We start from the raw sequence: 25,390 nt of genomic DNA, 5'->3' as shown, positions 1-25,390 counted from the left end.
CATAGAAAACACCCACCCCATACAATTGAACTGCTTTCCTAAGAATCCCACCCCCTTGGATAGTCAATCACAGGAGGCGAGTGGAGTGCATGATTACATCAAAGAGAGGACCATCAAGATTGGAGAGCACATCATTGAAACGAAAAAAACGGTGAGAGTGATTGCCAAAGAGTTTGGTGTTTCTAAAAGTACGGTACACAAAGACTTGACAGAAAGACTTCCTGAAGTGAATCCTGAACTTGCGAAGGAAGTGAAGAAGATCCTTGATCATCATAAAGAAATCCGCCATCTCAGAGGTGGAGAAGCGACCAGGAGAAAGTACAAATCCCAGTTTGTGGATGATCAACCTGTTCAACCTCTAGCATGAACACTGATTTCCTCCCATTGTCACATTTCCTCGACATTTGGTAACTTTTTTCATCTCTCAAGAGACGGATTTCGTAATTTTGTGATAGAATAAAGTACTAGATGTGCATGAAGAAAATGAAAATATAACTTGAAACAATAGGGAAATATAAGTTGAAGGAGATTGATCTCCATTGCCGGTGTAACGTAACGGATTACGAGGGTCCAGGACGTTACTTGGATTATGTTTTTTACAATAGGGAGGATCTACAGAACATGTTTGCGAGAGATATAGGAATTGACCTGGGTACTGCGAACGTACTCATCCACGTAAAAGGCAAAGGAATTGTATTGAACGAACCGTCCGTGGTTGCCATGGACCGTAACACAGGAAAGGTGCTTGAGGTAGGTGAAGAAGCCCGCCGGATGGTCGGACGTACGCCAGGCAACATTGAAGCCATCCGCCCGTTAAAAGACGGGGTCATTGCAGATTTTGACGTCACTGAGGCGATGCTTAGGCATTTTATCCAAAAAACGAACGTGAGAGGATTCTTATCAAAACCGCGCATGTTGATCTGCTGCCCGACAAATATTACGAAAGTGGAGCAAAAAGCGATCAAAGAAGCGGCTGAGAAATCCGGTGGTAAAAAAGTTTATTTAGAAGAAGAGCCTAAGGTAGCAGCGATTGGTGCCGGTATGGATATCTTCCAACCAAGCGGAAACATGGTTGTCGATATCGGAGGCGGCACGACGGATGTCGCTGTTTTGTCCATGGGTGATATTGTCACGGCTTCTTCTATTAAAATGGCCGGGGATAAGTTTGATCATGAGATTCTACAATACATTAAAAAAGAGTATAAATTGCTAATTGGAGAACGGACAGCTGAAGATATTAAGATCAGCGTGGCCACGGTTTTCCCTGGTTCAAGAAACGAGGAAATTGAAATTCGTGGTCGAGACATGGTGTCCGGATTACCACGAACAATCTCGGTCAACTCTGAAGAGATTGAAAGATCATTACGCGAGTCTGTCCAGGTGATCATTCAAGCAGCGAAACAAGTGCTTGAACGTACACCACCTGAATTGTCTGCGGACATTATCGACCGTGGAGTGATTATGACGGGTGGCGGGGCTCTTTTGCATGGAATTGACCAACTGCTCGCTGAAGAGCTGAAGGTTCCTGTTCTTGTAGCGGAATCTCCAATGGATTGTGTCGCTACAGGTACAGGCATTATGCTCGAAAATATCGATAAGCGTATTTCAACGAAGCTATAGTCTAAAAGGGACGGAAGGAGTGTAGACACCTTGTTGAGGGGATTTTACACAGCAGCAGCAGGTATGATGGCCAACCAACGGATGCAGGAAACATTGTCGAATAATATGGCAAATGCGTACACACCAGGGTACAAGGCAGACCAGGGAGCGATGCGTGCTTTTCCAGAGCTATTAATTGAGCGGATGGGAAGCAGCAAGACGATTCCTACGAAAAATGGATTCACAATACCTGATGGCGGACATGTAGGATCCCTGAACACAGGTGTATATATGCAGGAAGCGATTCCTTCTTTTGTTCAAGGAGACGTTAAAGAAACAGGGGTAGGGACAGACCTTGCCCTTATACAAAATGCAGTACCTGACGAAACCGGTTCCCTTTTCTTTCGGGTCCAGAATGAGGACGGAGAAGAGCGGTATACACGTAATGGAAACTTCACCGTAGATGGAGAAGGTTTCCTGACAACAAATCTCGGGTATTATGTTTTGGATGGAAACGGAGATCCCATCTTTACGGACGGCATGGAGTTTAATGTTTCACAAAATGGACAGCTTACGGTAGATGGACAGGCATTCAATCTTGGAGTGTCTTACACCCCGGATGCTTCTCAAATGGTTAAAGAAGGAAACGATCTTTTTCGTCTTTCTGAAGAGGGGGTCATCGTTGTAAACGCTGAAGCGGAAGATGGAGTGGCTTACTCGATTCGTCAAAACCATCTGGAGCGTTCCAATGTGGATCCGAACAGAACCATGACAGAAATGATGAATACATACCGGTCATTCGAAATGAACCAGCGTGTCTTGAAAGCCTATGATCAAAGCATGCAGAAAGCAGTGACGGAAATCGGAAGAATTCGTTAAGGAGTGTGGCATCGTTCATGAACCGTTCAATGATCCAATCAGCAGTAACGATGGGACAACTGCAAAAGAAGCTGGACCTTGTCGGAAACAACTTGTCCAACAGTGAAACGACAGGGTACAAAAGCCGCAACGCTGATTTTTCTTCGTTATTGTACCAGCAAATCAACAACCAGTCGCATTCTGATGCTGAGATCAGTCGGATGACACCAGAAGGAATCCGGATGGGTACAGGCGCAAAGCTTGGACACACAAACCTTGATCTGACTCAGGGAAGCCTGAAAAACACGGGCAGGGAACTGGATGTAGCTTTATTGGAAGGTAACCATATGTTTGGCCTTAGAGTATCGACGGAACAAGGGGAGGAAGTACAATACACCCGTGCAGGAAACTTCTATTTGAACCCGGTGGATGACGGTCAGTTGCTTTTGACAGATGCGAATGGGCATCCAGTCATCGGAGCAGACGGTGAAAACATTGTACTGGAAGACAATTTTCAATCCATCACGATCGACGCAAATGGACGAATGATCGTCACGCGGGATCAAAACCAAGTAGTTGAAGGCACAGTAGGTGTTCGTGAAGCTGTCCGACCACGTATGTTAGAATCGGTAGGGGCAAATCGTTTCCGTATTCCTGACAATGTTGAAGAGGATGGAATGATGGGAGACGTGCTTGCTGAAGATAAAAAAGTGCAGTCCCGATCGCTTGAAACATCGAATGTGGATGTCGCAAAGCAGATGACAGAAATGCTTATGGCTCAGCGTGCTTATCAATTCAACGCCAAATCCATATCTACAGGTGATCAAATGATGGGGCTTGTGAGTCAACTGAGATCATAAACGTAAGGAGTTTGACGGACCATGGCAACAGATCCTAATTCAAAAGGCAAAAAGCTAAATAAAGAAAAGGAAAGAGAAAAAAAGCGTCAAGCTTTAGATGAAGCCACGAAGCAGAAGCCTGCGAAAACATCGTCCAAACAGAAAAAGTCGGAAGCGAAAGAAAAAGCTCCGAAAAAAGGACGGCGGCGAGTCCTGCCGATATGGCTGCGTATCATCCTTGTCCTTCTTTTCAGTGTGGCTGCCTTACTGATTGGATTGATGGTCGGATATGGGGTTATTGGTGATGGAAACCCGACAGACGCGCTCGAGATGGATACCTGGCGCCATATTTGGGATATCGTTACGAAAACAGAATAATGGAAACCTTGTACTTCATTGTATGGGATGAGGGGACTGAATATGCAGAACACGAGTCGTTACGGCTCGTGTTCTTTTCGTTTCATCTGTGATTTATTGAACAGAAAGTCTGACACCACCCTCCGCCCTTAGCGTACCTGGAACCTAACTTTCTCTTCATGGTACCAGGTAAGGATCATTCACCTCCTGTACCCGGTTCAGCGAAGCATCCGATGTTTTCAAGCTGTGGATTAGGGAATTACACCCTTACAGAGAACAAAGCAGAGGGGAGGGGCAAACATGAAGGCGGATGTATTCATTGCAGGTGGCGGCGTAGGAGGGCTTGCTCTTGCTGCGAAGCTTGCGAGCCGGGGTGTGCACGTGGTTATAGCGGAGCAACTGAAAAGAGAGTCCCCGGTGTATAAAGGAGAACTCTTGCAGCCGAAGACATTAGCTATCCTTGAAAGATTGGGAGTTTTAGACGAAGTAGAAAAGAACGGTCATGTCATCGACCAGCTGCGCTTTCAGGAAGTTCATCGCAACCGTGGCAGTACCCCTGAAGAGATCAACCTTACAGAACTAAGTTACAGCCGAGTGGCAAGCGTTTATGATCACGCTTTAATGGTGCCACATGAAAAGACGAAAGAGATTCTGAGGAATAAAGGGAAAGAGTTTGATGAATTCTTTCATTATCTTCCCGGGGCAAGGTTTCTAGGTTTTGAAAAAGGAATGGCCAAAGTGAAGCGGAAAAAGGAGATCTTCTACGTCCAGGCTCAAGTGTACATAGGGGCAGAGGGACGAAGTTCGCCAACACGTGATGCGATGAATGTCCACGTGAAAAGAAAGGATTACAATCACCACTTTCTGACTGTAACCATCCCAAGGCCGGAAACATTCACAAAAGGGAAGATCATTACGACCTCCAGCTGTTTTCTTGGATTGTTTCCCCTACCTGATAACGAAGTACGAACGGTATTTTTAATCAAAGCGGGAGAGTATAAAAAGATTCAGGAAAAAGGATTGGAAACACTCTATCAAGCTTACAGTGAGCTGGAACCTGAGCTTGCAGAAGGGGTGCGGGCCATCGAAGATTGGAAAACCGTCCAGCTGATGATTCCGTTTACGTATCATGTGGATCGCTATTATTCCGGAAATCTAGCCATCATAGGAGACGCTGCCCACACGGTTCATCCGATGGCAGGAGAAGGGATGAATCTTGCCATCCAGGATGCTGATGTTTTAGGGGAGCTTCTGGCTTGGTGTAAGGAAGAGGGAAAAAGCTATACGGACTACCTTCATTATTATGAAGATATTCGGAGACCACGTGTAGAATTTCTGCTCAACTTGAGCCATTTATCCGCTCTAGTATATTCGTTCCAATATGAGTGGTGGAGAAAGTTTCGAATGAAGGCCGTTCAGAGAATCTTTGACGATGACCAACTTCACGTCAAACAAATGTTGAACATATCAGGACTGGGTAAATGGGATTTCAATTTGGTGGACAGAGCCGTCCAGGGCAGTATGCTTCCATCGAGAAAAAAAAGGGTATCAGATCAAAAACAGCGTCAGTATCTCTTTTCTGAAGCGGAAGACTATCCTTGGAAAAGAATCGAGAAAGGAAGGATATCATGAATGAATGGGTAACGGCGATGCAGGCAAGGAAATGGATGAAAAAGAATGAATCTTTTTTACCAAGCTGGCACGCGTACGTAGGATCAGAACTTGGTCTTTTTGATGAATTCAGGACGGCGCGAACAGTTGAAGCGATCAGTGAGAAAACGGGCTATCCGTATGACTTGCTCGCCTCCTGGGTTAAGGTGGGTGTGGCGGTCAAACATATAAAGAAACGCCCCAACAACCGCTATCGAACCTCGAAGCGAAAATGCGCAAGCTTGATGGGAGACGATCAGTCGCCTGGTATCAAAGCTTTACTAAAAGAAATGATGGAATTACACCTGCCGACATTGTTGAAGTATCCAGACATCATGAAATCCCATGAACGGGCAGAATTTAATCATGAGCGCCATGGAGAAGTGGTGGCAGAAACGTCCGCTCTTCTAGAGCATTTTGCCATTAAGAAAATTAAGCGGATGATCAAAGATAAAAAAGTGACTTCTGTCGTGGATTTAGGTTGTGGACATGGAGGTTATTTAAGGAAGCTAGCTATGGAATATCCACACCTTGAAATGATCGGAGTAGATATCAATCAGAAGGTCATTGATAAAGCACGTACGTTATCAGAAGGTTACCCAAATATCAGTTTTGAAGTGGGGGATATAAGTGAGTGGAAGCCTCGTGAGGGGGAAAAGGTAGACGTTGTTCTCTTACACAACATCTTTCACTATATCCACCCGGATGACCGCAGGAATCTATTGAATCACCTTCACACCTATGTGAATAACCAAGGGCTGATTTCTGTGATTACACCGATCAATGAAACGGAACATGGAGAAGCGTTCTCTTCAGCATTCAACAGTTTCTTTGTCGCTCACTCCAACTTATTCGCCTTACCTAATAAAGGAGAGTTGAAAGAAATCTCTCAAAACTGCAAATATCAAATGTTCGACCTTGATCCAATCGTCAAGGAAGGTTCCTGGTACACGTTTTGGTTGACTCCGACGAGTCCAGTAAAGGAAATGAGACATACGCAAATGGCAGGAAGCAGCGAACAGTCGCTTTCGACCAGCACCCCTAGAGCAAATGAGCTCACACGCAGCTCATAAAGAAAACCGCTATGGGTTATTACCATAGCGGTTTCTTTATTTTGCTATAAGCGACCGCGGCCTTGCACTAGACGGACGATGAGGACGACAAGCGCTACCACTAGCAGAATGTGAATCAAATTGCCGGCAATTCCTCCAAGCAAGCCTAAGAGCCAAAGAACGAGGATAACAATTAAGATCGTCCAAAGCATCGCAGTGGCCTCCTTTTTTGTATTAAGTAAACTATTTGTATATTTTCCCTTCAAAACGCGTTTGAAACAAACCTTCTAGAAAAAACTTTGTCCCGGGCTCATGCTTCTTTTATAATGAAAGAATGGAATAGGAAAGGAGCCTGATTATGCTAGACATACAACAAATTAAAGAGATCATCCCACACCGTTATCCCTTTCTACTCATTGACCAAGTAGAAGAGATTGTAGAAGGCGAACGAGCGGTTGGATACAAAAATGTAACCATGAACGAGCCGTTCTTCCAAGGTCACTTCCCTGATTACCCTGTTATGCCAGGGGTGCTAATTACAGAAGCCCTGGCCCAAATGGGTGCAGTGGCTATGTTGAAAAAGGAAGAAAACCAGGGCAAACTGGCCTTTTTCACAGGAATTGACAAATGCCGTTTTAAACGTCAAGTCAAGCCGGGAGACCGTTTGAAATTGGAAGTCGAAATCGTCCGTCTGAAAGGCCCGATAGGAAAAGGAAAAGCAACAGCCTCCGTTGATGGAGAAGTAGCCTGTGAAGCAGAAATCATGTTTGCTTTGAAATAAGCCAGAAAAAGAACGCAGCAACCGCTGTGTTCTTTTTTTGGTATATGGCAGGATTCTTGAAGACTTGATTTCGAGACTTTTGTGGGGGTTTAGGGGCTCCGGGAAAAGGTTCGCATGAAAACCGAATGAAAACACGAACGTGTATGCCTTTCTCCTGACTGACCCAAAACATTGCAAATCGTCGTTTCCCCGACCCTGTATCCAAGGCCCGGAATTGTCATTCATTATTTCTACTGGACAAGGCCTCCTGTAAGGATGCGCGGTGTGTGATCACCGCCCTCCCGCGGAAAGCGAGCTATTCCCCGCAGCCCCATCCATTCAACAAAAGTATCGAAACAGAATCTTCCACAAAGGGGAAGATAGAAAAATTTTTTCGTCAATATGGATGAACTTACAGGATATGGACATACTAGTTTTGGAAATCATTAAAAGGAGGAAACACCAATGAAAGCATTACTTATGAAACTGTTGGTCGCGTTCTTTGCCGTATCCCTACTAGGAGCTTGTGCAGCTGAAGAAGAGCCTCAAGAAGAAGAAAACATGGAAGAAGAAGAAAATATGGAAGAAGAAGATATGGATGAAGGGAACAACGAAGAAGGCGACATGAATGAAGAAGAAAAAGATAAAGAACAAGATGATATGACAGACGGTGAAAATGGAGAAAACGGCACGACCGATGATGGTGCAACAGAAGACGGAGAAAACAACAACGAATAATAGAAAGCCGCCCTCTCAGCGGCTTTTTTTCATGGAAAGAAAGGTGGAAATGACGAGCATACACACTCCACCAATCGTGAAAACAGGGATGAGAAATGTGAGAACGCTCGGTGGTTGGAGGAGGTAAAGACCTATTCCGATCAAAAATAAGATGAAGCCAATCAGTCCCAGACGTTGTCCCATATCAATCACCCCTTGAAGAGGAGACCGTAGTGCCCTACGGTCTTTCCTTTTTTTACCCTTTCAAATCAATTCGATTGCCAAGATCAGGGTGCGGAATGGATTGCTCTAGCATTTCGACCATTTGGTTTCCCTTTTCTTCCGCATCTCCTTTCACTTTATCCATCAACGCGAGACTGGATTGTTGCTTCAGGCTGGTCGTACTAATCGCCATGGATAGTGCTGCGATGTCCATCAAATCCCTCCTTTTCTTTTACCATCGGTTGTTTCTTTATAAACTGAAGCGGGCAGGCGAACGATAACTTAGTCCGGATCTTTGAAAACCTTTGGAAAACACGCCATTCTTATGTAGAATGGAAGTAGAAATATTCATAAAAAATTTACAATCAGGAGTTTTCAGGTTTCTCATGTGTGGAATAAGCGAATAGAGGTGATTATTGATGAAATACAGAACGGCAAAAGACTTGAAAGATTTGATCTTGGAAGATCATGAAAAAGTAGTGAATCGCATTCCATTGGAAAAGTTGGATGTGTATCTCTATCTTCATACGGTCTTTCAAGATACTTATGTACCTGACGACACGCTCTATCAATTCATCTTTCGGCACTTCTTCCGCCTAGACAACCCAAGTCTGACGAAAGAGTTTGAAACGTACTATTTTAAACTCATGGAAGAACAACGTGGATATGAACGCCCGAACATCGTCCACATTACGAAAAGCCTTTACGAGGTGAAAAATCACAAAGGAAACCCAACGATGCAATTTCCTTTAGCGGCATCGATGCTGCATACCATCAATCCGAGTTTCCCAACGTATGATAGTGATATTGTCAAAGCTTTTGACTACTCATCCACCTACCATTTGTCAGGCTTTGATAAAAAGATGAAGCGTTACATCGGACAGTACCAACATACGTTCCTGACTTACGAAGAACTCCTGGAAGATGAAGCACTAGAACCTGTTTTCGAGCACTTTGATGAACGTTTTCCTGGCTATGAGCTTCCGAAAGTCAAAAAGCTGGACTTGATTGTTGCACAGCTCGGTAATCTTCTGCAATAAAGAATAGAAGCTGAACCTCATCTAAGAGGTTCAGCTTTTTTGTGGGTTTTTTCGGTATCTTTTACGTACCATATCTTTTACGTACCAGGTACAGAGCAGGAAGTATGTCGTACCTGGTACCATGCCTTTGTTAATTGGTACCAGGTACGATTTTTTGTTAATCGGTACCAGGTACAATTTTTAAAACTGCTGTACCTGGTACCAGAAAAGTGATGGAAGTGCCAGGTATGAGATTAGATCCCATCCAGAACCAGTCACAATATTGTCATTTTCGTTTCAATGCTACAAGTTGCATTACAAATCGCGATTTAGTAACATTAATCGTAATTATGACTACATGGTCAGTACGTTTAAATAGGGTATCTCCCCGCGATTTGAGGGGGAAAATAGAGAAAAGTAATCCAGATGTCCGGGAGATTTTACGAGAGTCTGAAATGGAGAGGAAGTCTTAGATGAAACGGTTGATTTTCATGTTCATGGTGCTCTTCTTTGTAACCGCTTGTAATCAGGAAGAAACCAATGAAGAAATAGAGGAGCGGATTACGCCAGTCAAAGTGGAGTCCGTGAAAAAAGATGATTTCGTGGTAGAACGTAAGCTGATCGCCCGTGCGACCGCTGCAGATACGTCACCCGTGCTGCCTGAAACTCCGGGTGAATTAGCGACCTTGAACGTTGCCAAAGGGGACCGAGTGGAAAAAGGTGAAACAGTGGCAGTCGTCCGTCCAGGAGGTAATGTGGATAATCAAGTAGAATTGCAGCAAATTGCCCTCCGCCAAGCACAAACGCAACTTGAAAATGCACAAATATCAAAAAAACAAGCAGCGCAAGGGGTTGAAAATGCCAAGGAGCAGGTGGACCTAGCTAAACAAGCCTCACAATCAGAGGCGAGTCAGACGGCTCAGGCAGCAGAAGCAGCGCAGCAACAATATGAACAGGCCAAGCAGCTGGCGGATGAAACAAAGAAATTGGCCGATGAAGGTACCATTCCTGATGCGCTCTATCAACAAGCGAAAAATCGCGCAGACCAAGCCTATGCTCAATACCAACAGTTGAAAGGTCAACAGCCCCAGTCTTCGTCCGCTGTCGCACAAGCAGAGGCGCAAGTCGATCAAGCGGAACAACAATTGGAGCAGGCTCGTGTAGCAGTTGATCAAGCAGAGCTTCAGGTAGAACAAGCCAATGTTCAATTGAACCAGGCTCAGGAACAAGCAGAAAATGAAGCGATTATTGCACCCACTTCTGGTGAGGTGTCGACAGTGAATGCAAAGGAAGGGGACATGGTAAGCAATCAACAACCGCTTGCCACCATCGTCAGCCTTGATCCTATGACAATCACAGCTTCTGTTACGGCCGACCAACTTTCCCTTTTTGAAAAAGGAGAGGAGTTGACTGTCGACCTTCCTTCTCTGGAAGAACAAGTCACCTCAACGGTAAGCTACGTCTCTTCTGTTCCGGATGATACAGGACTGTATCCCGTGGAGGCGACGGTAAACAATGCAGATGAGAAGATTAAACCGGGGATGATGTCGACCTTCCTACTTCCTGAAAATGTGGTGGAAAATACGCTGATTGTCCCGACAGACAGTCTTGTAGAAGAGAATGATGAAACATTCGTTTATCAGGTTGTCGATGAAAAAGCGGTGCAGGTTCTCGTTTCTGTGCTGGAATCCCAGACGGACTTCACTGCGGTGTCTGGGAACCTTCCTGAAGATGCGACCGTGATCACGACAGGACAACTCACCTTGTCAGACGGCGATCAAGTCACCATCATGGAGGAGGATTCCTGATGAAGCTTGTGAACCTTTCCGTAAAAAGACCTGTCGGAGTCATTATGATCGTTGCTGCGATTCTTGGCCTCGGTTTTGTTTCTTTACGAAGTTTGACCATTGATTTATATCCGGAAATCGATTTGCCGATTGCCGTCGTTTCGACCTCCTATGAAGGAGCAGCACCACAGGAAGTCGAAAAACTGGTCAGCAGACCCGTAGAATCTTCCGTCAGTAGTATCGAAGGACTCGAGGTGCTCCAGTCTCAATCACAGGCTGGGGCGTCACTCGTTCTGATGCAATTCAATACAGGTGTGAATCTTGACAGCACACTCTTGCAAGTAAGAGAAAATGTCGACCAGGTGACAGGGCTTTTGCCAGAAGGGGCATCAGACCCAAGTGTCCTCCGCTTCGATCCGCAACAGCTGCCGATCATGACGGTCGGCCTGTCGGGAGATACTCCGGATGAGCTTCAAAAAGTAGCGGAAAACCGGCTGGTTCCTTTTCTGGAACGACAAGAAGGTGTCGCCTCTGTCAGCATTGAAGGAGGACAGACGAAAGAAGTTCAAGTCCTCGTCGACCGGGCTCAAATGGCTACATACGGCTTGGATTCCCAAACGTTGATTCAGGCGTTGAACGCAGCCAACCAATCGGCATCAGCCGGAACCATCCAAAAAGGACAGAAGGACCTGCAAATCCGGATTGATGGAGAATTCGGCTCTGTCGAAGATGTGAGAAACACGAGGATACAATCTCCTACAGGGGCACAAGTGACACTTGATCAAATTGCTGAAGTGAATGACACGCTGACCAATTCCAACACCATCAGCAAAGTGAACGGCTCTTCTTCTGTCGTGCTTTCCATTTTGAAGAAGACGGATGCGAATACCGTGGAAACCGCTGATAACGTTCGGGAAGCGATGGATGAGCTTGAAGCTGACCTCCCTGAAGGTGTTGGCACAAGCATAGTTTTAGATACATCAGAATTTATTAAAATATCAATCAACAGCGTCGTCTTGAACATTATTCTCGGCGGTATTTTTTCCATCATGATCTTGTTGCTGTTTTTGAAAAGTGTACGCGCAACGCTCGTCATTGGATTGTCGATCCCGATTGCAATTATATCGACATTTACCTTGATGTACTTCACCGGTGAAACGTTGAATGTGCTAACAATGGGTGGTCTTGCTCTTGGTATTGGGATGATGGTCGATAGTTCCATCGTCATCTTAGAAAACATCGTCAGCTACCGCCAGCGGGGATATTCGATGGTCGAAGCGGCTAAAATCGGAGCTTCAGAACTTGCTCCTGCCGTTGTGGCTTCAGCAACTACGACACTCGTCGTGTTTTTACCGATTATATTCGTAGAAGGCATCGCATCTGAATTGTTCACCCCTCTTGCATTGACCATTATGTTTGCGCTCATTGCTTCCTTAGCGGTCAGTGTGACTTTGATCCCGATGTTGTCTTCGAAACTATTAACAAAATCTTTGAAAGAAGAAGGGCGCAGGTATTGGTTTAACCGCTTTTTGGACAAAGTGAATGATGGCTACCGCTCGATCCTTAGATGGGTATTGAAATTCCGGAAAACAACGATTGCCATCACATTTGCCCTTATAGCAGGAAGTGTAGCTCTTATTCCATTGATTGGCACAGAATTTATTCCGCCTTCGGATCAAGGCCAGGTGGAAGTACGAGTGAACATGCCGGAAGGGACATCTCTTGAGGAGACGGAAGCCCTCACAGAAGAGATCGATGAAAAAATCGAGACTTATAGTGAAATCATTGATGTCAGCTACCTTTCCATTGGAGGCGGTTCGATGGGAAGCATCGGTAATGGCTCGTCTGATTTTGCTTCCTACACCATTCAGCTCGTTGAACCTTCACAACGGGAGAAAACAACGCAAACCGTCATGGAAGAATTGAGTGATTCCCTCTCAAGCATTCCAGGTGCTGAAATAGAAGTGAGTGAGCTGGATGCCGGATTAGGAACCGGTGCACCATTGCAAGTGCAAATCAACGGTGGAGAATATGAAGTATTGGATGAGCTTGCTGACCAGGTTGCTTATTTGATGAATGAAATCGATGGGGTCCAGAATGCTACTTCTTCAACGGATGAAGGACGTCCTGAAATGCAGATTGAGGTGAATCAGGATAAGGCGTCACAATACGGCCTTACCGACCAACAAGTCATCAGCCAGGTCCAACTCGGGTTTAACGGTCAAGTAGCCACCCGGTATCGAAATGGAACGGATGAAATTGATGTGCGGTTTATCCTGCCAGAAGATGAACGCCAGACCATTGCAGACTTGGAAGGGATGTCAGTCCAAACACCGAACGGGGCACTCATTCCTCTCGCTACCATTGCAGAGTTGAACCAAGTGCAGGGTCCCGTGTCTCTGCTCCGTCAAAATCAACAGCCGCAAGTGAATGTGGAAGCGGAAATCTCAAATATTGATTTGGGGACAGCAACTGAAGAAGTGCGGGCAGAATTGGAGCGTCTGAATTTCCCTGATGGTTATTCCTATACCATCGGAGGACAGGCACAGGATATGCAGGAAGCCTTTGGCGACTTGTCCCTTGCTTTGATATTCTCGATCTTCCTTGTTTATGCTGTCATGGCGATACAATTCGAGAACTTCTTGTTCCCGTTTATCATTATGTTTTCTCTACCGGCAACGATCATCGGAATTTCAGGAGGCTTATTTGTAACCGGCCTGCCATTCAGTTTGCCGGCCTTTGTAGGAATCATTATGCTTGCAGGTATTGTCGTGAACAACGCCATCGTACTTGTGGATTACATCAACATTTTGAGACGTAAATCGTACGATCGTTATGAGGCCATTTTAGAGGCAGGACCCAACCGTCTGCGCCCAATCCTGATGACGACATTAACAACTGTACTTGGAATGGTTCCATTAGCCATTGGAATAGGACGGGGAGCGGAAGCACAGCAGCCGCTTGCGGTCACCATCATCTTTGGCCTGACCGTATCCAGCTTCTTCACGCTGGTACTCATCCCTGTCGTCTACACATACTTTGACGACTTATCCAACAAAATTACCGGCTTCTTCCGAAGAAGAGCCCAAAAAGAATAACTTCCATTTTTTAGTGTAACAGGTCATCCAATATTTGGATGACCTGTTACACCATTTTTTTACATATGATTGATCTGCGAGGTGCCAGGCCCTATATGAGCACCCATTGGCTAACCAAAACAAAAGAAACTCATTAAAACACAGCAAAATAAAAAAGCCTCCACTACGGAGACTTCGGTTATTTTTGATCATTTCGTACAGCTTCAAGGGACTCCCCGAGCTTTTCAATGATCTCTTTGAGCTGATTTGGAAATTCAAATACGTGGACGCCACACGTCATATGCTGTTCTTCCGTTTTCATCCAAATAAGTCGCCCTTCAGCTGTGAATGTCTTGTTTTCATAGATGAAAGAGAGAATCAATTCATCTTTCATAGACAATCCAGGTTGAGGCTCACAGGAAAAGCGTAATCCGTTCATACTAATGTCTTTCACTTCCATAGGACCTGACACATGGTTACTGAACTTCTTGTTGTAAAAACCTGGGAGGGGTGATTGGAATGGGTACCGGAAGGGTTCCTGTCTGCGTTCATTCATGCTTACATCCCTCTTCCTAAACAAAGATAATTTAATCATATCCTCTGAAGAGTAAACGTTCAAATTTTTTAACTTTTTCTTTATGAAAAAAGTCAATCTTCGTTTTCACCCTCGCGTCTGTCCACTTTAATTAAATCCCAGGTAGTCACGATTCCCATCGGCAAGTCGTCAGGACTTCCGGTTTCAGTCAAAATGACGGCCTTCAGTTTCCGATTTTCATTCAAACTTCGCTCAAACCGTTCTTCCAGGTCAAAAACAGTGGCGCTAGCTTTTAAAAACTCCACACTACGATCCTTCTCCACAGGAAGGACGTCTGATGTACAGATGTTCTCTAGATCGATTTTTCCTTGTTTATGATTTTGAGATAGCCACCGAACGATGCCGTCATTGGTGAGTAACCCTGAGAAATTGCGTTCTCTAGTATAGATAGGAAATTGAGAGATTCCATGCTGATCAAACGCCTCCATCACATGACTGAGCGCTGTATCTTCTTTGAAAAAGAGCACAGGACGTGTGGCGAAATCTAAAGCTTCTGGCGGTTGGTCAAGCGTTCGTTTAATTCGTTTTAATGCCTTTACGACATCCTCATGTGGGGTGGCGATAAAATAATCCCCGCTGATTCGTTCGTGTACGATGGCATTTCTAAGTTTTGCGTACTGCTTCAACTGGTCGAAGTGGACACGGACGACGCTATGTTTCAGTTTGGATCGCTGAAGAAGCTCCACGAAATTATCATTTTTCGGGAAACCATTCAGTTCTTTTAAATGTTGATGGATTTGGTTGAATGTAATTTCAAACTGTTCCACAATGTCATTCATCTTGTTCACCTTTTCTAAGGAATCTCACTTGGTTTTACAGTTAGTGTGTGAATCCTACACAAAAGTGATTCATAATAACCTTAATTCAATGTATGATTTACCCGAAGGTTTATCAAACTATAGCTCCCTTTTCTTGAAGACTCAGTTTCGAGACTTTTGTTGAATGGATGGGGGCTGCGGGGAATGACTCGCTTTCCGCGGGAGCGCGGTGAGCCTCCTCGGACTGCGTCCTGTGGGGTCTCACCCTGCACTTTTTTCCCGCAGGAGTCTCGCCATTCCCCTCCGCCCCTTTGCTATATAAGTGTCTCGAAACCACTTCAAGAATAAGGAGTTTTCCTGCGTCATAAGATTTGGTCGATTTAACTTAAAGCATTGACCCAATTGTATTTTTAAGCTTGCTATATAGCGCTTTAAGTTAGGGAGCATTGATTTTAGAAGACCCTCTATGCGTGTGCGTGGGTTCGTTTCTCATATTATTGAATGGGGTGGTTGGGAAGCTGCGAGACTCCCGCGGGAATGGATTGGCTGGCGAGACCCCGCAGAGCTTTAGCTCGAGGAGGCTTGCCGCCATCCCCGCAGGAAAGCGAGTGGCTTCCCAACCACCCCTGACGCTCAACTCAGCAACGAACCCCGAACCATCTCGAAATCGAGTCTTATAGAAACCTGCCATATACTTGAACAAAAGTTAAAAACGTTCGTTAAAGTAAAACTTTCACTAAATAATTGGTCGGATTGTACGATAATAAGAGGTAAGGAATAAGAAGTATACATAGAAGAGAAGCAAGAAAACACATAGGACTCCATAATGATTTTTCGTGCTTTAAATAGAACGAATGTTCAATCTGTGCTATACTCAAATCAATAGGAAAGAAGGTGAGATCATGATCGGTGAACGCATTCAAAAAATTCGTAAAGACCGACATATGTCGCTATCTGAATTGGCCGAAAGGGCGGGAGTCGCAAAGTCTTACTTGAGTTCGATTGAGCGGAATATCCAGACCAATCCTTCCATTCAGTTCTTGACTAAAATATCCCAGGAACTAGACGTTTCGATTAACTTTTTGCTTCATGGAGAAAGTGAACCTCAAGATGAAACGCTGGATAAAGACTGGATGAATTTAGTTCAGGAAGCGATGAATTCAGGGATCTCTAAAGAACAATTCCGTGAATATCTGGAGTTTAACAAATGGAGAATCCACCAGAATAAATAAAAGCCTGACTCTTTTTAAGAGGTCAGGCTTTTCTCTTTTTTAACCGGAAAACTCTGGTGCTTGCTGAACCATCTGTATACGGAGGCGAAAAGGATTCCACCCAGAACAGCTCCGACCAGCACGTCTGTTACATAATGATGTCCAAGATAGACTCTCGAAATAAGAACAATCAGTCCAACAAGAAGGCACGCCACTCTCAGTCTGCTTCCGGTCATCCAAAGCAAAGCAATGAAAATGCCGACAAATAACGCTTGCTCACTTGGAAAAGAGGCACTTGCTTGTTTTTCAACCAATGGTGTGACCTCTTCAAGGGCTACGAAAGGTCTTTCCCTCGGCGCGATCCAGCGGATGGTTCTAGTCATGACTAAACCGATCAGTGATGCGGTGATAGCTGTAAGACCGAGTTTCCGAGTTGTTTTCAATAAAGCCAACAAAATGAATAGGGCAATGATCGCTTTGTATCCCCATGATGAAAAGAAAACCATAAGTGCATCCACCCAGTCGGCTTCAGAGAAGTGATAAATCCATAATACTAATACTTCGTCCATTTGTTTCTCCTTACATAAAGAAGGAGCGTGAAGAAATCACGCCCTTCCTTTGTTATTTGTTCAATTGAGGAAATTTTTCTTTCAAGTAGTTCATGCTGATCTCTAAGCTTTCTAAAGGCGTGCGTCGGCTTTCATCCTGCTCGACGATCCAATACTTTACTCCGGCTTTTTCGCCAAGAACGAATACCGTATCCAAATCAACGCCGCCCGTCCCGAGCTCAGCAAAGTATTGTTCTTCATCAAGAGTCATATCTTTCAAATGGATCAAGGGTGTGCGTCCCTGGTAACGGTCGATCCAGGCAGAAGGTTGGTCGCCCGCCTTTTGAAGCCAGTAGATATCGAACTCCGCTTGAACTTGATCTTCATCGGTTTCCTCGAGAATCGCTTCCAGTGGTTTTCTTCCGTCTGGCAGCGGCTCCAATTCGAAGTCATGATTATGATAGCACAATGTAAGGCCATGTTGACGGCATTCATCGCCGATTTTTTTCAAATCCTCAATCAAATTCACGTAATCAGATTCACTTCGATCCTCGATGTAGGGACAGACCACATAGTCACTTCCGATCGTTTTTTGATCCTTAATGACTTGTGGAAGGTTGTTTTTCAGTTCATCCAAAGGCACGTGGCTCGAAGCGGCCTTCAAACCAAGTTCATCTAATAAACGTTTGACCTCCGTAGCTGTCATGTCCCCAAAACCGGCAAACTCGACGGCATCAAAGCCTAAATCGGAGACTCTCTTCAACGTTCCAGCGAAGTCTTCCGCTGTTTCATTTCGTAGTGTATAAAGCTGTACTGCAATCGGTATAGGTGTATTCATATCTGATCCCTTTCCTTTCATCCTCATTTAATCCTATATATTTCTACTCTTAATCAAGATTAGATTTCCAGTGTCGAATTCCCTTCCCAAAACGAAAATTAACCAGGGGAAAGTAGAAAAATGACGTCCCAAGGGGAGGAGAAAACCTCTTTTGGTGATTTTGAAAGTTTTAGGGTGCCTTGTAAGATAACGCTATAACCTAACAACTAAAGGTGGGATTGGGATGGAATGGAAAGAAAGGATGCAAGAAATGAATGAAGTTCATACGGTTTGCTGGATTTGTAAGAAAGAGCTCCGTGAATATGAAGTGTGTACGGTTACCGATGGGGGGACCCTTGATATCGACATGTGCTTTGGGTGTTACGGGAAGCATGGGGGAGGCGTAGGGTTGTCCGAAAAAGACACATTCCAAATGTTCTAGAATAGGATATCAGAAGAAAAGGTGAGGTGAATAGGAATGCCTGTATCCGTCGTCTTTAATCAAATCGCTGTCAACTCCATTACTGAAAATGGAATCATATCCACTGGGCAAAACAATCAGCCGGATTGGTCCTGGCAGGGGAAGAACAATAATGCTGCAGGAATACCCGTCGGCTTCTTCATTGCGACCAACAATGTGAATACGATCATTGATAATGATATTACTGATACACCAATCGTTAACCCTACCGTCAACAACCCTCAACCAAACGTCCAGTTATAGGGGGGATTAGGATCGATATTCGATTTGATTCCATCTATGTCAATCATATGACCAGTAACTCCGGGATCTTTGTTGGGCCGAACACACAGACCAATTGGGAAACGCAGGAAAAGCAAAATGCTGCCCTCGGGACCGTTGTAGGGGATGGCAACATCATTTCTTATAATGTCAATGTGATTCATGACAATGATGAAATCGATATGCCGATTACGAAAATGGCACGTCCATCAAAAAAGGAAGATGGAGCCGATCATTCAACAGGATGATCCTCCATTTTCTTTTCCATGAGTTTTTGAACCCACTCAGGGATGTTGTGGTCGTTTTCTTGGGACATCAAGTCCAGGATGGCAGAGTCACTTAAAATAGAGCGTAAGCCTTCAAGGGTATTGCCATCTCCATGCACGTTCCCGAATCCTTGGTTGTGTTTCTGGTAACTTTCAAACCCTGTGGGGACGTTGTTTCCCATGTTCAGACAAGAGGCATTTTCAATACTCCCAATCCTTATATTTCCTATGAAAAAGTAAGGAGACAAACCGGCCATATCAGGAATCCTCCTTTGATTTGATGTTGAACTTCATGCCCTTTTCCGTTCTAGTCCATTCAGGGCGTGAAGAATTTTTCGGTTTGACATTCACACCGAAATTGTTCCCCATGTTCAAGGCTCCGCTCAACTCATCGATATCTAAATGATCCAACTGAAACGTCAGTTGTTCAAGTTTTGGGTCATGGATATCCACTTGGTCAAAATGAATATGGTATTCGACCTGTTTGCCCTGCATCGTTTGAATCACTTGTTTCAGCTCTTTGATTTCCTGCACCAAAGTATCGATATCTGCTTGCTTGCCACGACGCTTTTTAAAAAACATGCCGACTACACTCTTTTAGAAGGCCGCTTAATGACTAAATGTTTATTATGTTGGAGGGTGTTCTGATCACCATTGATTTTCCCGTTTCCTTCCCATTTCTGGTCGACGGCCTTAAATCCTGACTGGAGGTTTGTTCCTGAAAAGATCCCGGATGTGTTCGTCATTTGGTCAACGGACAAATTCTTAAATTGAATGTGACTCATTTCATCACCTCCTATGACTAATGTATGAAAGGAAAAGATAAGCATGAAAGACTTTATGAATTGGTTCAATCCTTTAGGAAAGAACAGCTCTTTTCTGCCTGATGATTTAATGGATATGGAGAAAATGAATGACTTTGTGCAAAAATCGATCCATGATGCCCTTTCTCCTAAAGAACATCAACAGGAACTGAAACACTCGAGCAATGATTATAAAGTGATGGAATTGATGAGAGAAGTCGTCGTCACGATTCCCGTTCCTTATGAAGTCGACATTGAGGGAATAAGATTGAGTGTTGGAAGCGGAAAGTTGTTTGTAGGTGGGATATGGGCTGAAAGGATGGAGATTGATCTGCCTGCTCAGACGAGCAGAAGAAATGGATTTGCTCAATACCTTGATGGAGCCATTGAGGTTCGTTTACAAAAAAAGAGCTCCGATGAAAAAGAGATCTTTTTGCATTATTGATGGTCCTCTAATTCAATGGGGATGTCTCTGTTCTTCTGGCGTTTAAAAATGGTGACAATCAATAGACCTTCTTTGTAGGCGGTCACGATATCTTCAGCCGTAAAATGAAAGGGTACAGGGATTACACGTTTGAAGTTCCCTTTCATCCGTTCATTATGGATTAGATCTTTTTCCGCAACGGGGTAACCGGGAGTAATCTCCCCCCTGATAATCATGGACGTGCCCTCCTGGGTGAGGTAGACCGGGTCGTTTTTCGTCAAACCAGGCAGTTCGATCACAATGACAGCCTGATCTTCCGTTTCATAAAAGTCGTAAGAAGGACCGCGTTTAGGAATGACGTGATGCATGTCGTTCCAGAAATCCTCTCCTAACACCTTTTCAACATTCTCAGAAAAAGCCTCCCAATTGATTGGACCGTTCTTTTTCTTCATTTTGTTCACCTCACTCTTACAAAGTATGAGGTACCGTTGATCTTCATGACAGGACAGATAGGATTTCATGTAAACGTTGTCTATTTGGAGAATAATTTGAAAATTGGTGTTGTATTTGTATGAACCCCGTGTTATGCTTTATTCAACTTCATTAATCAATGAATTTATGCAAACGTATTCACATCTTCATGTATAGCACTTTTATAACTCATTGTTGGACAAGCGGATGAGTTTTTTAACTACCATTTGCGCAAACGTATGCGCTAAAAGTTGCACAAGTTGAAAAACTCTTTTCTTAGATGTGATATGTAAGCGGATTCAATGATTAATAAAAAAATAGGGGTGGATGAGATGAAAAGAAACAAATTTTATTCTGGGATTGCGACAGCATTGTTGGCGTCCACTGTAGCTCTTACTGGTTGTTCATTTGGATCAGACGATAGCAGTGGTTCAGGGGACAATGCTTCAGGCGATGCCGTAACCGTCGATGTCTTTCAATTTAAAGTAGAGTTCAAAGACCAATTCGAAGAACTTGTTTCCATGTATGAAGAAGAAAACCCGGACGTGAACATCAACGTTAAAACCGTTGGTGGAGGAAACGACTACGGTGCTTCCTTGAAGACTTCTTTCTCTTCTGGAGAAGAGCCTGACATCTTCAACGTAGGTGGACCGACAGACGTGGATGAATATGAGCAGTACTTAGCGGACCTTTCCGATACAGAAGCAGCAAACGCAGCTCTTGAAGGAACACTTTCCGGTGTATCCCGTAACGATCAAGTATTGGGTCTTCCATTCAACCAAGAAGGATACGGCCTTCTTTATAACAAGAAAGTTTTTGAAGAAGCAGGAATCAATGCCGAAGAAATTACAACATTTGAAGCTCTAGAAGAAGCGGTTCAAACGTTGGAAGATCAAAAAGGCGAACTTGGAATCGATGCGCCATTTGCTTTCCCGGCTAAAGAGAAGTGGGTCATTGGTAACCACTTAGCCAATGCGTATATCGCTGATGAATTCAACAATGACATTATGGAAGCTTATGAAGCGGATACGATTGAATTTAAAATGGGTGACCAAATGAAGCGTTTCGTAGATCTTCAAAACGAATACTCTGTTCAGCCGACACTAAGCCTTGACTACTCTCAACAAGTAGAAGAAAACTTCTCTCTTGGAAAAGTAGCAATGATTCAGCAAGGAAACTGGGTATATAACACGGTTGAATCCATGGATCCTGAATTTGCTGAAAACAATATCGGCCTTCTTCCGATTCCTGTAGAAGGATACGAAGGAAGCATCCCTGTTGGAGTACCAAACTACTGGGTTGTAAACAAAGATTCTGAAGAAGAAGTGGTACAAGCAAGTAAAGATTTCTTAGACTGGATGTACACATCTGAAAAAGGGAAGCAATTTGTAACGGAAGAATTCAAGTTCATCCCGGCTTACGAAGGGTACGAGGATCAGGAAATTGCAGATCCGATTTCTAAGGAAATCTATGAGTACGCTAACAATGGCAACACGCTAGGGTGGGTCTTCCTTGGAGCGCCGACTGGCTGGACTGAGGACGCATTCGGAGTAGCTGTACAAGAATACCTTGCTGGAGACATCAGCTGGGAAGAAGTAGAACAAAGAGCAACAAAAGCATGGGAAGATTCCCGTCAGTAAGTAGTAGTATTGGAACCAGGAAGGGCTTGCAGCCCTTCCTGGTACTATAAAAGATCCCCTCTATTAGGATATTTAAATAGGTAAGTATGTTAATAGATGGGATGTTTTATCCAATCATATGAAATCGATATCATAATGTGCGGTTCGTACCGCTTAAAGCATTGGAGGAGTAATACATGCAGAATCGAAGTTTATCTTTCTGGCTGTTCCTGACACCGGTGATCATGGGTCTTGGAATAGTTGTCGTCATTCCTTTCTTATACGGTCTCTTCTATTCCTTCACGGATTGGAACGGGATTACAGCAAATGCATTCATAGGTTTTGAGAATTACATCAACCTTTTCCAGGAAAGTGAATTCATGAATTCGATCTGGTTCACGGTCAAATTCGCGGTTGTCACGGTCATCCTCTTGAACATTATGGGACTTGGACTGGCCCTTCTTGTTACTCGTAACATCAAGTCAGGCAACCTTCTACGTACCGTTTTCTTCATGCCGAACTTGATCGGTGGTTTGATTCTAGGGTTTATCTGGCAGTTCATCTTCATCAGCGTGTTCGGCGATCTTGCCGGTCTTACTGGTATTGAAGGATTGAACGGCTGGTTGTCAACAACGAACACAGGTTTCTGGGGTCTCGTCATCCTGACTGCATGGCAGATGGCTGGTTATATCATGATCATTTACATTGCTTACCTTGAAAACATTCCGAAAGAATTGATCGAGGCAGCGAAAATTGACGGAGCAAGCAGTTTCCAGCGCTTCAAAAACATCACGTTCCCACTTGTTGCACCGGCATTTACCGTCAGTATGTTCTTGACGCTTTCCATGGCATTCAAGATCTACGACCAAAACTTGTCCCTGACGAATGGTGGACCATTCAACTCGACACAAATGGTAGCGATGGAAATTGTTCGTACCGCATTCTCTGATAATCAAATGGCTTATGCTCAGGCCAAAGCCGTTATTTTCTTCTTAATCGTTGCTGTCATTGCATTGACGCAAGTGTATTACAACAAGAAACGGGAGGTTGAGATGTAATGAAAAAGAATAACGAAAAACGGAATTTAATTTCCATTGAAATTCTCGGCCTTCTGCTTGGTCTCATCTGGATTGCACCTTTCTATTTGATGATCGTCAATGCATTTAAAACGAAGCGTGGCATCTTCTCAGGTGTTCTTGGTTTTCCTGAAGAAATTGTATTTTCAAACTTTGTTGAAGCATTCATTGATTTGGCATTCCTGAAGTCGCTATTCAACTCTGTGCTGATTACAGGTTTGAGTATTGCTATCATCATCCTGTTTTCTTCCATGGCTGGTTATGCGCTGGCAAGAAACAAAAGTAAACTCAGCGGCGTCATTTTCTTCGTATTCGTTGCTGCGATGTTGATCCCGTTCCAGTCGGTCATGATTCCACTTATCTCTATTTTCGGACAAGCGGACATGTTGAACGCTGGTGGATTGATCTTTATGTATCTTGGTTTCGGTTGTAGTTTGTCCATCTTCCTTTATCACGGAGCGATGACAGGAATCTCGAAATCCATGGACGAAGCGGCCATCATCGATGGAGCGAACCGTTTCCAGACGTTCTGGTATATCATTTTCCCATTGTTGAAGCCAATTTCCGTTACCGTAGCTATCTTGAACGTTATCTGGATCTGGAACGATTATCTCCTTCCATCTCTAGTATTGAGTGAATCCAATGCGACGATTCCATTGAAGATGTTCTACTTCTTCGGTCAATACACGAAACAATGGCACCTGGCGCTTGCTGGTCTGACGATCGCAATCCTGCCAGTTATCATCGGCTACTTCTTCGCCCAGAAACAAATCATCAACGGCGTTTCCGAAGGAGCCGTCAAGTAAAGGTAAACTTCAGTTCATGTAAGGATTTGAAAATTTAGTATTCCGATGCTTTGGAGGTGGAATGGGCGTTTGGGAACGACTCGCTTTCCGCAGGTGTGTGGTCTTGCCATTCCCCAACGCCCCTTTCCGTATCAGTAGATCGGAATGCTTTACTGCTCTAGTATTAAAGAACAGCATAGAACATTTTATGGAAAAAGATGTAGAACGTTTAAAGAGTGAAAGCAGAATAGAAGAAAGGAGGCGATGGGCGTGTCTGTCACGATTAAAGATGTGGCGAGAGTTGCGAATGTCGCTCCTTCTACGGTATCCAGAGTCATCTCCGATAGTCCGCGGATCAGTGAACGGACAAAACGGAAAGTGCGAAAGGTGATGGAGGAACTTGGGTATCACATCAATTACAACGGCCGCGTCCTCGTCAGCCAATCGACGCAGACGATCGGGATTGTAACCAAAGTTTCCACCGTCCACTCTTTCGATAACCCCTTCTTCTCAGAATTGTTGAGGGGAATCAGCGATGCCTGTCATGAACAGGATTACAGCATTTATTTGACGACAGGAAACACGGAGGAAGCGATTTTCAAAGAAGTCGTCAAAATGGTGCAGGGCAAGCGAGTCGATGGAGTCATCGTCCTGTATTCTCGGGAGGATGATCAAGTTGTCCCGTACTTGCGGGATTGCGAGTTTCCTTTCGTGATGATCGGTAAACCCGTAAACCGAGCAGGGGAAACGATGTTTGTGGATAATGATAATATCCTGGCTAGTAAAGAAGTGACGGATTACTTGATTCAACTTGGTCATGAAAGGATCGGTTTCATCGGAGGAGATTATCATTTTGAAGTAGTCAGGGACCGTTTAGAAGGATTTCGACAAGCTTTGGCGAATGGTCAATTAGAGGAAGACAAGAATTTACAAAAAAATATCCAATCAGGGCTGGCGGATGCTGATCAAGTGGTGGAAGAACTGCTGCAGGAGAAGGACCCTCCGACAGGACTTGTCATCACGGATGATTATAATGCGTTGACCGTGATGAGGGCGTTGACGTCGAAAGGGTTGAAACTCCCGGAGGATATGAGCATCGTCGGGTTCAACAATACGATGATTGCCCGTTTATCCAATCCCGCCTTAACAACAGTGGATACACAGTCCTTTCAATTAGGTCATGAATCAGCCAGGAGCTTGATCGATCTATTGAACCGACCGGATATGATCAAAAAGAGTGTGATCATCCCGACGCTCATCGTAGAACGGGATTCCTGTCATCCGAGAAAAGCAATCGAGCAAACGGATTAATTTTTTTTTGCAATAAGAAAGCGCTTA

The 25,390-nt window shown here is 44.3% G+C and carries 32 protein-coding genes; 21 read left to right on the top strand and 11 right to left on the bottom strand.

Annotated features, from left to right (window positions below; all coding sequences use genetic code 11):
• The first annotated feature begins 85 nt into the window (after positions 1 to 85).
• The 7 genes from spoIIID to ACXACN_RS12575 all read left to right on the top strand — a co-directional run bounded on the left by spoIIID (position 86) and on the right by ACXACN_RS12575 (position 6,376).
• Positions 86 to 367, top strand: a complete 282-nt coding sequence (gene spoIIID, locus ACXACN_RS12605; protein ID WP_160910936.1) for a sporulation transcriptional regulator SpoIIID — start codon at positions 86 to 88, stop codon at positions 365 to 367.
• A gap of 254 nt (positions 368 to 621) precedes the next feature.
• Positions 622 to 1,620: a rod shape-determining protein gene (gene mreB, locus ACXACN_RS12600; RefSeq protein ID WP_220584462.1), complete on the top strand. Its 999-nt coding sequence runs from the start codon at positions 622 to 624 to the stop codon at positions 1,618 to 1,620.
• 30 nt (positions 1,621 to 1,650) lie between these two features.
• Complete coding sequence (locus ACXACN_RS12595; RefSeq protein ID WP_474964870.1) at positions 1,651 to 2,478, top strand: flagellar hook-basal body protein; 828 nt, start codon at positions 1,651 to 1,653, stop codon at positions 2,476 to 2,478.
• 17 nt (positions 2,479 to 2,495) lie between these two features.
• Positions 2,496 to 3,317, top strand: a complete 822-nt coding sequence (locus tag ACXACN_RS12590; protein ID WP_474964868.1) for a flagellar hook-basal body protein — start codon at positions 2,496 to 2,498, stop codon at positions 3,315 to 3,317.
• 21 nt (positions 3,318 to 3,338) lie between these two features.
• A complete protein-coding gene (locus ACXACN_RS12585) occupies positions 3,339 to 3,674 on the top strand; it encodes a DNA-directed RNA polymerase subunit beta (RefSeq protein ID WP_474964867.1) in 336 nt (111 codons plus the stop codon).
• Between the two features lie 279 nt (positions 3,675 to 3,953).
• Positions 3,954 to 5,285, top strand: coding sequence for an FAD-dependent oxidoreductase (locus ACXACN_RS12580; RefSeq protein WP_474964865.1), 1,332 nt, complete (start codon positions 3,954 to 3,956; stop codon positions 5,283 to 5,285).
• Positions 5,282 to 6,376 (top strand): class I SAM-dependent methyltransferase, encoded by a 1,095-nt coding sequence (locus tag ACXACN_RS12575; protein ID WP_474964864.1) that lies wholly within the window; start codon positions 5,282 to 5,284, stop codon positions 6,374 to 6,376. The genes ACXACN_RS12580 and ACXACN_RS12575 overlap by 4 nt, the downstream gene beginning before the upstream one ends.
• A 44-nt stretch (positions 6,377 to 6,420) precedes the next feature.
• Here the strand turns inward: ACXACN_RS12575 and ACXACN_RS12570 are convergent, their stop codons facing one another.
• Positions 6,421 to 6,567, bottom strand: coding sequence for a lmo0937 family membrane protein (locus tag ACXACN_RS12570; protein ID WP_474964862.1), 147 nt, complete (start codon positions 6,565 to 6,567; stop codon positions 6,421 to 6,423).
• Positions 6,568 to 6,713: 146 nt separating this feature from the next.
• Between ACXACN_RS12570 and fabZ the strand changes: the two genes are divergently transcribed.
• Positions 6,714 to 7,136 carry a 3-hydroxyacyl-ACP dehydratase FabZ gene (gene fabZ, locus ACXACN_RS12565; protein ID WP_474964861.1) on the top strand — a complete coding sequence of 141 codons (423 nt, stop codon included), beginning with the start codon at positions 6,714 to 6,716 and terminating at the stop codon, positions 7,134 to 7,136.
• 444 nt (positions 7,137 to 7,580) lie between these two features.
• Complete coding sequence (locus ACXACN_RS12560) at positions 7,581 to 7,853, top strand: hypothetical protein (RefSeq protein WP_474964859.1); 273 nt, start codon at positions 7,581 to 7,583, stop codon at positions 7,851 to 7,853.
• Positions 7,854 to 7,868: 15 nt separating this feature from the next.
• On the opposite strand, the gene ACXACN_RS12555 is transcribed toward ACXACN_RS12560, so the two are convergent.
• Together ACXACN_RS12555 and ACXACN_RS12550 are read right to left on the bottom strand one after the other, a co-directional pair.
• Positions 7,869 to 8,036 (bottom strand): hypothetical protein, encoded by a 168-nt coding sequence (locus ACXACN_RS12555; RefSeq protein ID WP_474964858.1) that lies wholly within the window; start codon positions 8,034 to 8,036, stop codon positions 7,869 to 7,871.
• A 52-nt stretch (positions 8,037 to 8,088) separates the two neighbouring features.
• Positions 8,089 to 8,268 (bottom strand): YjfB family protein, encoded by a 180-nt coding sequence (locus ACXACN_RS12550; RefSeq protein ID WP_474964857.1) that lies wholly within the window; start codon positions 8,266 to 8,268, stop codon positions 8,089 to 8,091.
• A gap of 205 nt (positions 8,269 to 8,473) precedes the next feature.
• On the opposite strand from ACXACN_RS12550, the gene ACXACN_RS12545 reads away from it, so the two are divergent.
• The 3 genes from ACXACN_RS12545 to ACXACN_RS12535 all read left to right on the top strand — a co-directional run bounded on the left by ACXACN_RS12545 (position 8,474) and on the right by ACXACN_RS12535 (position 13,958).
• Positions 8,474 to 9,094, top strand: coding sequence for a hypothetical protein (locus ACXACN_RS12545; protein ID WP_474964856.1), 621 nt, complete (start codon positions 8,474 to 8,476; stop codon positions 9,092 to 9,094).
• A 452-nt stretch (positions 9,095 to 9,546) separates the two neighbouring features.
• Entirely contained in the window at positions 9,547 to 10,881 is a 1,335-nt protein-coding gene (locus ACXACN_RS12540) for an efflux RND transporter periplasmic adaptor subunit (protein ID WP_474964854.1), read from the top strand.
• Positions 10,881 to 13,958: an efflux RND transporter permease subunit gene (locus ACXACN_RS12535; protein WP_474964853.1), complete on the top strand. Its 3,078-nt coding sequence runs from the start codon at positions 10,881 to 10,883 to the stop codon at positions 13,956 to 13,958. Before ACXACN_RS12540 ends, ACXACN_RS12535 begins: the two co-directional genes overlap by 1 nt.
• A 178-nt stretch (positions 13,959 to 14,136) precedes the next feature.
• Here the strand turns inward: ACXACN_RS12535 and ACXACN_RS12530 are convergent, their stop codons facing one another.
• Positions 14,137 to 14,493, bottom strand: coding sequence for a PilZ domain-containing protein (locus ACXACN_RS12530; RefSeq protein ID WP_474964852.1), 357 nt, complete (start codon positions 14,491 to 14,493; stop codon positions 14,137 to 14,139).
• A gap of 92 nt (positions 14,494 to 14,585) precedes the next feature.
• Complete coding sequence (locus ACXACN_RS12525; protein WP_474964850.1) at positions 14,586 to 15,311, bottom strand: CBS domain-containing protein; 726 nt, start codon at positions 15,309 to 15,311, stop codon at positions 14,586 to 14,588.
• An 881-nt stretch (positions 15,312 to 16,192) separates the two neighbouring features.
• Here ACXACN_RS12525 and ACXACN_RS12520 point away from each other — a divergent pair.
• Positions 16,193 to 16,522: a helix-turn-helix domain-containing protein gene (locus ACXACN_RS12520; protein WP_474964849.1), complete on the top strand. Its 330-nt coding sequence runs from the start codon at positions 16,193 to 16,195 to the stop codon at positions 16,520 to 16,522.
• Between the two features lie 14 nt (positions 16,523 to 16,536).
• Here the strand turns inward: ACXACN_RS12520 and ACXACN_RS12515 are convergent, their stop codons facing one another.
• Both ACXACN_RS12515 and ACXACN_RS12510 read right to left on the bottom strand, forming a co-directional pair.
• Positions 16,537 to 17,070 (bottom strand): phosphatase PAP2 family protein, encoded by a 534-nt coding sequence (locus ACXACN_RS12515; RefSeq protein ID WP_474964847.1) that lies wholly within the window; start codon positions 17,068 to 17,070, stop codon positions 16,537 to 16,539.
• A gap of 52 nt (positions 17,071 to 17,122) precedes the next feature.
• A complete protein-coding gene (locus ACXACN_RS12510) occupies positions 17,123 to 17,908 on the bottom strand; it encodes a sugar phosphate isomerase/epimerase family protein (RefSeq protein WP_474964846.1) in 786 nt (261 codons plus the stop codon).
• Positions 17,909 to 18,110: 202 nt separating this feature from the next.
• On the opposite strand from ACXACN_RS12510, the gene ACXACN_RS12505 reads away from it, so the two are divergent.
• From ACXACN_RS12505 to ACXACN_RS12495, 3 genes are read left to right on the top strand one after another with little or no spacing between them, the layout of a single operon-like run.
• Positions 18,111 to 18,308: a hypothetical protein gene (locus ACXACN_RS12505; protein ID WP_474964845.1), complete on the top strand. Its 198-nt coding sequence runs from the start codon at positions 18,111 to 18,113 to the stop codon at positions 18,306 to 18,308.
• Positions 18,309 to 18,344: 36 nt separating this feature from the next.
• Positions 18,345 to 18,590: a hypothetical protein gene (locus ACXACN_RS12500; RefSeq protein WP_474964843.1), complete on the top strand. Its 246-nt coding sequence runs from the start codon at positions 18,345 to 18,347 to the stop codon at positions 18,588 to 18,590.
• A 47-nt stretch (positions 18,591 to 18,637) separates the two neighbouring features.
• Positions 18,638 to 18,856: a hypothetical protein gene (locus ACXACN_RS12495; protein WP_474964841.1), complete on the top strand. Its 219-nt coding sequence runs from the start codon at positions 18,638 to 18,640 to the stop codon at positions 18,854 to 18,856.
• Here the strand turns inward: ACXACN_RS12495 and ACXACN_RS12490 are convergent.
• The 3 genes from ACXACN_RS12490 to ACXACN_RS12480 are packed head-to-tail and all read right to left on the bottom strand — an operon-like array spanning position 18,841 to position 19,659.
• On the bottom strand, positions 18,841 to 19,131 hold the full coding sequence (locus tag ACXACN_RS12490; protein ID WP_474964839.1) for a hypothetical protein: 291 nt from the start codon (positions 19,129 to 19,131) through the stop codon (positions 18,841 to 18,843). The two genes, ACXACN_RS12495 and ACXACN_RS12490, sit on opposite strands and share 16 nt — an antisense overlap.
• Before the next feature lies 1 nt (position 19,132).
• On the bottom strand, positions 19,133 to 19,456 hold the full coding sequence (locus tag ACXACN_RS12485) for a hypothetical protein (RefSeq protein WP_474964837.1): 324 nt from the start codon (positions 19,454 to 19,456) through the stop codon (positions 19,133 to 19,135).
• A gap of 5 nt (positions 19,457 to 19,461) precedes the next feature.
• Complete coding sequence (locus ACXACN_RS12480) at positions 19,462 to 19,659, bottom strand: hypothetical protein (RefSeq protein ID WP_474964836.1); 198 nt, start codon at positions 19,657 to 19,659, stop codon at positions 19,462 to 19,464.
• Positions 19,660 to 19,702: 43 nt separating this feature from the next.
• Between ACXACN_RS12480 and ACXACN_RS12475 the strand changes: the two genes are divergently transcribed.
• Positions 19,703 to 20,122 carry a hypothetical protein gene (locus ACXACN_RS12475; protein WP_474964835.1) on the top strand — a complete coding sequence of 140 codons (420 nt, stop codon included), beginning with the start codon at positions 19,703 to 19,705 and terminating at the stop codon, positions 20,120 to 20,122.
• Here ACXACN_RS12475 and ACXACN_RS12470 read toward each other — a convergent pair.
• A complete protein-coding gene (locus ACXACN_RS12470) occupies positions 20,116 to 20,553 on the bottom strand; it encodes an Hsp20/alpha crystallin family protein (RefSeq protein ID WP_474964834.1) in 438 nt (145 codons plus the stop codon). The genes ACXACN_RS12475 and ACXACN_RS12470 overlap by 7 nt on opposite strands.
• A 351-nt stretch (positions 20,554 to 20,904) precedes the next feature.
• Here ACXACN_RS12470 and ACXACN_RS12465 point away from each other — a divergent pair, with 351 nt between their 5' ends.
• From ACXACN_RS12465 to ACXACN_RS12450, 4 genes are all read left to right on the top strand, one after another.
• A complete protein-coding gene (locus tag ACXACN_RS12465; protein WP_474964832.1) occupies positions 20,905 to 22,212 on the top strand; it encodes an ABC transporter substrate-binding protein in 1,308 nt (435 codons plus the stop codon).
• A 176-nt stretch (positions 22,213 to 22,388) separates the two neighbouring features.
• Positions 22,389 to 23,249, top strand: a complete 861-nt coding sequence (locus tag ACXACN_RS12460; protein WP_474964831.1) for a carbohydrate ABC transporter permease — start codon at positions 22,389 to 22,391, stop codon at positions 23,247 to 23,249.
• Positions 23,249 to 24,073 carry a carbohydrate ABC transporter permease gene (locus ACXACN_RS12455; RefSeq protein ID WP_474964829.1) on the top strand — a complete coding sequence of 275 codons (825 nt, stop codon included), beginning with the start codon at positions 23,249 to 23,251 and terminating at the stop codon, positions 24,071 to 24,073. Before ACXACN_RS12460 ends, ACXACN_RS12455 begins: the two co-directional genes overlap by 1 nt.
• 243 nt (positions 24,074 to 24,316) lie before the next feature.
• Complete coding sequence (locus ACXACN_RS12450) at positions 24,317 to 25,363, top strand: LacI family DNA-binding transcriptional regulator (protein ID WP_474964828.1); 1,047 nt, start codon at positions 24,317 to 24,319, stop codon at positions 25,361 to 25,363.
• Positions 25,364 to 25,390 lie beyond the last annotated feature (27 nt).

It is taken from the genome of Halobacillus sp. AWM4_238 (genome assembly GCF_056158265.1).
The sequence above is the reverse complement of the archived record's forward strand: the minus strand, read 5'-3'. Positions and strand labels throughout refer to the sequence as shown.

Bases quoted from the DNA above. Each gene is read 5' to 3' on its own strand.
- ACXACN_RS12500 (WP_474964843.1), top strand. From the start codon at position 18,345: ATGCCTGTATCCGTCGTCTTTAATCAAATCGCTGTCAACTCCATTACT.
- ACXACN_RS12590 (WP_474964868.1), top strand. From the start codon at position 2,496: ATGAACCGTTCAATGATCCAATCAGCAGTAACGATGGGACAACTGCAA.
- ACXACN_RS12455 (WP_474964829.1), top strand. From the start codon at position 23,249: ATGAAAAAGAATAACGAAAAACGGAATTTAATTTCCATTGAAATTCTC.
- ACXACN_RS12490 (WP_474964839.1), bottom strand. From the start codon at position 19,131: ATGGCCGGTTTGTCTCCTTACTTTTTCATAGGAAATATAAGGATTGGG.
- ACXACN_RS12450 (WP_474964828.1), top strand. From the start codon at position 24,317: ATGGGCGTGTCTGTCACGATTAAAGATGTGGCGAGAGTTGCGAATGTC.
- fabZ (WP_474964861.1), top strand. From the start codon at position 6,714: ATGCTAGACATACAACAAATTAAAGAGATCATCCCACACCGTTATCCC.
- ACXACN_RS12545 (WP_474964856.1), top strand. From the start codon at position 8,474: ATGAAATACAGAACGGCAAAAGACTTGAAAGATTTGATCTTGGAAGAT.
- ACXACN_RS12480 (WP_474964836.1), bottom strand. From the start codon at position 19,659: ATGAGTCACATTCAATTTAAGAATTTGTCCGTTGACCAAATGACGAAC.
- ACXACN_RS12460 (WP_474964831.1), top strand. From the start codon at position 22,389: ATGCAGAATCGAAGTTTATCTTTCTGGCTGTTCCTGACACCGGTGATC.
- ACXACN_RS12515 (WP_474964847.1), bottom strand. From the start codon at position 17,070: ATGGACGAAGTATTAGTATTATGGATTTATCACTTCTCTGAAGCCGAC.
- ACXACN_RS12525 (WP_474964850.1), bottom strand. From the start codon at position 15,311: ATGAATGACATTGTGGAACAGTTTGAAATTACATTCAACCAAATCCAT.
- ACXACN_RS12535 (WP_474964853.1), top strand. From the start codon at position 10,881: ATGAAGCTTGTGAACCTTTCCGTAAAAAGACCTGTCGGAGTCATTATG.
- ACXACN_RS12585 (WP_474964867.1), top strand. From the start codon at position 3,339: ATGGCAACAGATCCTAATTCAAAAGGCAAAAAGCTAAATAAAGAAAAG.
- ACXACN_RS12555 (WP_474964858.1), bottom strand. From the start codon at position 8,036: ATGGGACAACGTCTGGGACTGATTGGCTTCATCTTATTTTTGATCGGA.
- ACXACN_RS12510 (WP_474964846.1), bottom strand. From the start codon at position 17,908: ATGAAAGGAAAGGGATCAGATATGAATACACCTATACCGATTGCAGTA.
- ACXACN_RS12580 (WP_474964865.1), top strand. From the start codon at position 3,954: ATGAAGGCGGATGTATTCATTGCAGGTGGCGGCGTAGGAGGGCTTGCT.
- ACXACN_RS12505 (WP_474964845.1), top strand. From the start codon at position 18,111: ATGGAATGGAAAGAAAGGATGCAAGAAATGAATGAAGTTCATACGGTT.
- ACXACN_RS12470 (WP_474964834.1), bottom strand. From the start codon at position 20,553: ATGAAGAAAAAGAACGGTCCAATCAATTGGGAGGCTTTTTCTGAGAAT.
- ACXACN_RS12475 (WP_474964835.1), top strand. From the start codon at position 19,703: ATGAAAGACTTTATGAATTGGTTCAATCCTTTAGGAAAGAACAGCTCT.
- ACXACN_RS12465 (WP_474964832.1), top strand. From the start codon at position 20,905: ATGAAAAGAAACAAATTTTATTCTGGGATTGCGACAGCATTGTTGGCG.
- ACXACN_RS12550 (WP_474964857.1), bottom strand. From the start codon at position 8,268: ATGGACATCGCAGCACTATCCATGGCGATTAGTACGACCAGCCTGAAG.
- ACXACN_RS12530 (WP_474964852.1), bottom strand. From the start codon at position 14,493: ATGAATGAACGCAGACAGGAACCCTTCCGGTACCCATTCCAATCACCC.
- ACXACN_RS12560 (WP_474964859.1), top strand. From the start codon at position 7,581: ATGAAAGCATTACTTATGAAACTGTTGGTCGCGTTCTTTGCCGTATCC.
- mreB (WP_220584462.1), top strand. From the start codon at position 622: ATGTTTGCGAGAGATATAGGAATTGACCTGGGTACTGCGAACGTACTC.
- ACXACN_RS12575 (WP_474964864.1), top strand. From the start codon at position 5,282: ATGAATGAATGGGTAACGGCGATGCAGGCAAGGAAATGGATGAAAAAG.
- ACXACN_RS12570 (WP_474964862.1), bottom strand. From the start codon at position 6,567: ATGCTTTGGACGATCTTAATTGTTATCCTCGTTCTTTGGCTCTTAGGC.
- ACXACN_RS12485 (WP_474964837.1), bottom strand. From the start codon at position 19,456: ATGTTTTTTAAAAAGCGTCGTGGCAAGCAAGCAGATATCGATACTTTG.
- ACXACN_RS12540 (WP_474964854.1), top strand. From the start codon at position 9,547: ATGAAACGGTTGATTTTCATGTTCATGGTGCTCTTCTTTGTAACCGCT.
- ACXACN_RS12495 (WP_474964841.1), top strand. From the start codon at position 18,638: ATGACCAGTAACTCCGGGATCTTTGTTGGGCCGAACACACAGACCAAT.
- ACXACN_RS12520 (WP_474964849.1), top strand. From the start codon at position 16,193: ATGATCGGTGAACGCATTCAAAAAATTCGTAAAGACCGACATATGTCG.